The sequence below is a fragment of the Alteromonas sp. AWM4_230 genome (genome assembly GCF_056158305.1).
On sequence record NZ_JBSWTB010000003.1, the window covers coordinates 1 to 6,400 of the forward strand.

Genomic DNA, 6,400 nt, shown 5'->3' on the forward strand with positions numbered 1-6,400 from the left:
TTAACTATAACTTTAATCAAGATAATTTAAATTATAACTTTGAATCTGATGGCACATATTGGTCATGGAGCTATGGTGAAGGTTCAAACGGATCAAGTGATGCATCAACACAATCAACAACTAATGCAGGACAACAAGAACAAGCACCGCAAACTCAAGACCAAACACAACCACAACAAGCTTCATCAGAACAACCAGCACAAGAGCAAGCACCTCAAACTGAGCAAACGCAACAACCACAACAAGAAGCAGCTTCATCACAACAATCAACAGATAATTCAAGTGAAGCATCAAGTGGTTCATCAGTAGAAGTAAACGATCACTTGAAACAAATCGCGCAACGTGAATCAGGTGGCGACTTAAAAGCAGTTAATCCATCTTCAGGTGCAGCAGGTAAATATCAATTCTTACAAAGTACATGGGATTCAGTAGCGCCAGATGAATATAAAGGTCAATCACCAACAGAAGCACCAGAATCAGTACAAGATCAAGCAGCAATGGATTTATATGAATCTGAAGGTGCTTCACAATGGGTTACTGCATAATAAGATAATATGCAATTTTAAAATATGAATATAAATGTATAGAGTGAGTGACATATAAAGCTCATGCTAAAATAAAGGACTAATCCGTTAGCAACAACATGGATTAGTCCTTTTTACATTGAGGGAAAGACATATATTTTCGAAAGTTATAGAATTAATTGTAGAAAATTAATAGAAAAGTTAATTTTAAAAAAGATATTTAAATAATATACTAAAAATAATACTTAATTTAAAACTGCTGACTTATTAATTAATGAACTAAATCTTGCAATAATAGAATAAAAAGTGCTTTTATTACAACATCATTACAATAAAATTGAAAATATAACTAACCCTAAAACGATGATGATGGCGTTCTAAGGTTTTTTGATGAGTGTAATATTTAACTTTTATGTCATTAGGACGTAAAAAATCTAGATGTTTTTTTAACTTCACTGTAACCCACAAGCTTTTTCTAGATGTTACAGTGGGAACTAGCAAATTTGATTAAAAGTAATTTTGCAAAAAACGAAACACAAATTTAAAAAGCAAATTTAAAAGTATTATCTCTTGGGAGGATTTATTAATAATGAAAAAAACAGTATTAGCTTCAACGTTAGCAGTAGGACTTGGCGTAACAGGAATTGCAGCAGGAAATTCAGCAGATGCGTCTGAACAAGGTATCGATCAAGCACAACTAGCTCAACAAGCACAAAACAACCCTGAACAATTAAATGCTAAGCCAGTACATGAAGGTGCTTATAACTATAACTTTAATCAAGATAATTTAAATTATAACTTTGAATCTGATGGCACAAATTGGTCATGGAGCTATGGTGAAGGTTCAAACGGATCAAGCGATGCATCAACACAATCAACAACTAATGCAGGACAACAAGAACAAGCACCGCAAACTGCAAGACCAAACACAACCACAACAAGATTCATCAGAACAACCAGCACAAGAGCAAGCACCTCAAACTGAGCAAACGCAACAACCACAACAAGAAGCAGCTTCATCACAACAATCAACAGGTAGTTCAAGTGAAGCATCAAGTGGTTCATCTGTAGACGTGAACGATCACTTGAAACAAATCGCGCAACGTGAATCAGGTGGCGACTTAAAAGCAGTTAATCCATCTTCAGGTGCAGCAGGTAAATATCAATTCCTACAAAGTACATGGGATTCAGTAGCACCAGATGAATATAAAGGTGTATCACCAACGGAAGCACCAGAATCAGTACAAGACCAAGCAGCAATGGATTTATATGAATCTGAAGGTGCTTCACAGTGGGTTACTGCATAATAAAATAATATTTAATTTTGAAATATTGTATCATCAGTCCCTAGGTTCTTTTATAGAATCTAGGGATTTTTCATTTTTTAGTGGAACATGAAAATGATTAAATTAGAGCATAATATTAAACAGCTTATAATAAATTGAAGTAAACATTATATACTTATAATTCAACATAACCCGCATACATTGAAAAACATACGTATTTTTATTATTATGTTTTCTGTATTAAAAAAATTATAATTTGAAATTGTAATTCTGAAACTTTTTAGCTATTGCTGAAAAGTTTCTTTTTGTGTTGAAAGCAAAATGGACGAAGTATAGTTAAGAAAATGGTTGTTCAAAAAATAGATTAATCTATAGAAAGAGGTGTTGGTTCAATGGTATATAAAATTCATCTGAAAAATATTTGTTTTTGTCTTTTAGGTACTTTTTTAATTGCAATAGGCGTCAATTCTTTTGTTTTAGCTTCAAATTTAGGAGAAGGTGGCACAGTCGGTATTTCTTTGAATCTAAAATATACTTTAGGTCTTTCTCCAGCGTTGACGACACTTATCATTAACATCATATTAATTGGTGTTGGTTGGAAATATCTAAGTAAAACAACTGCACTTTATACTTTGATTACTGTGGTTGCAAGTTCATTCTTCTTGGGTATTACTGAATCTTTTAATTTAAATTTAGAGTCTGATTTTATCAATACTATTTTTTCAGGCGTGCTCATTGGTATCGGTACAGGATTTGTGATATCTGCCCGTAGTACATTGGGCGGTACTTCAGTTATTGCAAAAATTATAAACAAATACAGCGAAATTAAAACGTCACAAGCATTATTTATACTTGATTCATTGATAGTTTTATCATTCTTACTTGTCTTACCTATACAAAATGTACTTTATACTATTGTCATGTTGTTTATCGTTGAAAAAAGCATGTCTTTTGTAATAGAAGGATTTAATCCTAAAAAAGCAATTACTATTATTTCAGATTTTAATGCAGACATTAGTAAACAAATTAATGAAGAAACAGGTCGTGGCTCAACACTGTTAAATGGTGTAGGAGGATATCAACAAAAAGAAACGAATGTGCTTTACGTAGTCGTTCCTCAAAATCAGTTAGCTAGAATTAAAAAAATTGTAAATCGTCATGATGAAAATGCCTTTTTAGTAATCCATGATGTACGAGATGTCCTAGGAAATGGATTTATGAAATTACAATAAGCATAGAAAAGCAAATATCTTCAAATTAACTACAAAAATTTGAAAATACCAGTCTTTCATTTATATATTGGATGGCTGGTATTTTTATATGCGCATTTGTTATGGGATAAATATGTTATCATTACCAATTTTTAAAATAAGATACGAGATAAAAAGATAACAGTGGTAACTGTAAAAATACTAAATAATGTAGAAAACAATACAATTTGTGCATGTAATTCCGGTTCAATTTGATATTCCATGGCAATCGTAGAAGTATTTCTTGAAGTAGGAAAAGAACTAGCAATAAAAAGTGATTGTGCTACAACACCGTCTAAGCCTAATAAATAGATAACTGCTAAAGAAAGTATTGGACTTATTATTAAACGACCGATAAGTGACCATGAAATAACGCGATGGAAAAAGTTGATTTTAATTCTGGCAAGTTGTGCTCCTAACAAAATCAGTGCTATAGCTACAAATCCATCAGAGAGTTGATCGAGGGGAATTAAAATCGTTTTGGGAAGCTTAACAGTAAAAACTTGGCAGATAATTCCTAGCAGAAGTGCATGAAAAACTGGTAGACGTAAAAATCCGCGTGTGATATCTGCCATTGATTTACTAGCTGATAGTAGATTATACATACCATAAGAATATGTGAGTAAATTTTGAAATACTAAAATGAAAATTTGGACTGAGACACCGATTGGATTATGACTAAATACGAGTTGACTGACTGGTAACCCGTAATTTCCTGAATTCATTAACGAAATACTATTTTTTAGAGCAGCACTTTCTCCTTTTTCCAAATGTAGACATTTAGAAATTAAATTGCCAAGTAAAATTAAAATAACGCTGAAAATGATAATATAATATATTATGTTTAGTAATAAAGGTATATCAATGTTAATTTGGTAAATGTTTACAAATACTGATGCCGGCATTAAACAGTATGTTATTAAAGTGGAAAAGTGTTTAAGATTAAAAGAAAATTTTATTTGAAGTATTAAACCCAACAATATCAGAAGTAAAATAGGCAAAATAACTTCTGAAAGAATAAAAATAAACATAAGCAACCTTCTATCTCTAAAAATTTTATGTGATGAAAAATAATGCAATATTCATTTACTTTTACGTTAGCACATATTTATTATAAGTAAAATAAATCTTAATAATTAGAATTGATAAGTAAAGGTTATCATTATGTTGCTCAAATAGTAAGTGAAATGTAAAAATCTCAATAAATATAAAGCGTGCGGTAGCTAATTATGTAAAAAAAGTAATTTTAAAAAGACAAGGTACTGAAACATAAACCCTAGAAAAATAACACTCATATGATTTAATTCAATCCATCTGAGTGTTTCTTTGATTATTCAATACTGCAGCATATTGTTGGCTCGATTTCTTAGGGACAGATTCAGTCTGTCTCGTCTTCAGATTGTCTTGTTCCAGCAAACGTCTCGCCAAAATACAATGTATTCATATGTACTTTTACGTTAAATACTTTAAAAAATAAGACACTATATCAATCCAAGTTGTAACTCAATGAGCTAATTATAATTAAAACAGTATTGAAAAAAAGGCAATTTCTATTGAAATAATATAGAAATTGCCTTTTCACTTGTCCAAGAACTTTATGTCCCAGACTATTTTTTTGTTAACTTGATAGATATGTCTAATATTTTGTATGACATTATCGTATGTTCATACAGTGTTTCAAAGCATCATTTACTAGACAAGTTGTTTAAAGTTTTCTAGGCGTTTTGCTTTTTCTTCATCACTAATACCATGTTTTTTAACATAGCGATTATTTTCGTGTTCAGCACATTCATGGCAACAAGCGCCTAAATAACGTGCTTCATTTTCTTCAGATACTAAAATTTGACGGTTACATTCAGGATTAGAACAATTGATGTAACGTTCACAAGGTGTCCCATCAAACCATTCTTTACCTACAACAGTTTTTTCAACTTGATTGACATCTACACTGATACGTTCGTCAAATACGTACATTTTGCCGTCCCAATACTCACCTTTTGTTTCTGGATCTTTTCCATAAGTGGCGATACCACCTTCAAGTTGGCTTACGTCTTCAAAACCTTCTCTTAATAGATAACCGGAGAATTTCTCACAGCGAATACCGCCAGTACAATAAGTGACGATTTTTTTATCCATAAATTGATCTTTATTTTCTTTAATCCAGTCTGGTAAATCTCTAAAACGAGTAATATTAGGTCGAATCGCACCACGGAAATGTCCTAAATCATATTCATAATCATTACGCGCATCGATAACAATTGTGTCATCATCAAATAATGCTTCTTTAAATTCTTTAGGTGATAAATAATTACCAGTAAGTTCTTTAGGGTTAATATCTTGCTCTAAATCTAATGCTACAATTTCTTTTCTAGGACGCACGTGCATTTTTTTAAACGCGTGACCATCTGCTTCATCAATTTTGAAAGTAATTCCTTTGAATCTTTCATCTGATTGTAATGCGTTCATATATTTTTCTGTTGCTTCAACTGTTCCTGATACAGTACCATTAATACCTTCAGTTGATACTAAGATACGTCCTTTAAGCTCCAAATCTTTACAAAAATCTAAATGCTCTGTAGCAAATGTTTCTGGGTCTTCAATCGTTGTATATTTATAATACAATAATACTCTGTAATCCATAATTCTATTCTCCTCTAATTTATTTCTGTTTATAATAGTTTTATATAAAATTAATAGTTTAGTGATGTCGTGCGGCTACAATCCATAATGATATGATGAATGTTTGCTATATGCTTTTATAAAAGGACGAAATTCTCCTCACTATATTGTAACAAAAAAGGAACAATATTCAATTTAAAAATTTTGTAAAACTAAATATTGTCAAAAATTTTTTGAAGAGCGTTTGAATTATGATAAAAAACATGTTCTTTTCAAATTTATTATCAATGAAAAGAACATGTATATAAATTTACTTATTTTTATTTGTAAAGATAAGTGCAACTACTAAACTAATTGTACTGATAGCAAAGATAATATTCATAATAGAAAGTGTTTCTATAATCACTACATCTTTGCCTAATCGTTCAAAAGCATTTTGTTGCATTTCTTTCTCTGAATTAAAATCACTGTCAGCTCTTGAAGGCTTTTCTTCAATATCTTCTAATAATCTTTCTTTAACTTTAGGCATGTTATACCTCCTTATTCTCTATTATATTTTTCCCTATTAACAAAAAATAAACCATCAATATATAGGCGTTTGCATCATATGCTTGAGGTGGATATACTTTTATTAATCAATGAAATAAAGCAGGAGAGGATAGTATGGAAACTGTATATTTAGCAGGTGGATGCCTTTGGGGTGTTCAGGCATTCGTTAAGA

7 protein-coding genes are annotated in these 6,400 nt (G+C 31.0%); 4 read left to right on the forward strand and 3 right to left on the reverse strand.

All coding sequences use genetic code 11. The features are described from left to right. From ACXACS_RS19880 to ACXACS_RS19895, 4 genes are all read left to right on the forward strand, one after another. Positions 1 to 545 (forward strand): transglycosylase family protein (locus ACXACS_RS19880; RefSeq protein ID WP_474809369.1); only part of this gene is annotated, 545 nt, incomplete at its 5' end. Positions 546 to 1,113: 568 nt separating this feature from the next. Next, complete coding sequence (locus ACXACS_RS19885; protein ID WP_474809370.1) at positions 1,114 to 1,509, forward strand: hypothetical protein; 396 nt, start codon at positions 1,114 to 1,116, stop codon at positions 1,507 to 1,509. After that, complete coding sequence (locus ACXACS_RS19890; RefSeq protein ID WP_474809374.1) at positions 1,409 to 1,831, forward strand: transglycosylase family protein; 423 nt, start codon at positions 1,409 to 1,411, stop codon at positions 1,829 to 1,831. Before ACXACS_RS19885 ends, ACXACS_RS19890 begins: the two co-directional genes overlap by 101 nt. Before the next feature lie 371 nt (positions 1,832 to 2,202). Next, entirely contained in the window at positions 2,203 to 3,042 is an 840-nt protein-coding gene (locus tag ACXACS_RS19895; RefSeq protein WP_046206940.1) for a YitT family protein, read from the forward strand. A 131-nt stretch (positions 3,043 to 3,173) separates the two neighbouring features. Here the strand turns inward: ACXACS_RS19895 and ACXACS_RS19900 are convergent, their stop codons facing one another. The 3 genes from ACXACS_RS19900 to ACXACS_RS19910 form a co-directional block, all read right to left on the reverse strand. Further along, positions 3,174 to 4,091: an AEC family transporter gene (locus ACXACS_RS19900; protein ID WP_046206941.1), complete on the reverse strand. Its 918-nt coding sequence runs from the start codon at positions 4,089 to 4,091 to the stop codon at positions 3,174 to 3,176. Positions 4,092 to 4,752: 661 nt separating this feature from the next. After that, on the reverse strand, positions 4,753 to 5,700 hold the full coding sequence (gene trhO, locus ACXACS_RS19905; RefSeq protein WP_046206942.1) for an oxygen-dependent tRNA uridine(34) hydroxylase TrhO: 948 nt from the start codon (positions 5,698 to 5,700) through the stop codon (positions 4,753 to 4,755). A gap of 289 nt (positions 5,701 to 5,989) precedes the next feature. Continuing rightward, positions 5,990 to 6,208, reverse strand: coding sequence for a hypothetical protein (locus ACXACS_RS19910; RefSeq protein WP_046206943.1), 219 nt, complete (start codon positions 6,206 to 6,208; stop codon positions 5,990 to 5,992). Positions 6,209 to 6,400 lie beyond the last annotated feature (192 nt).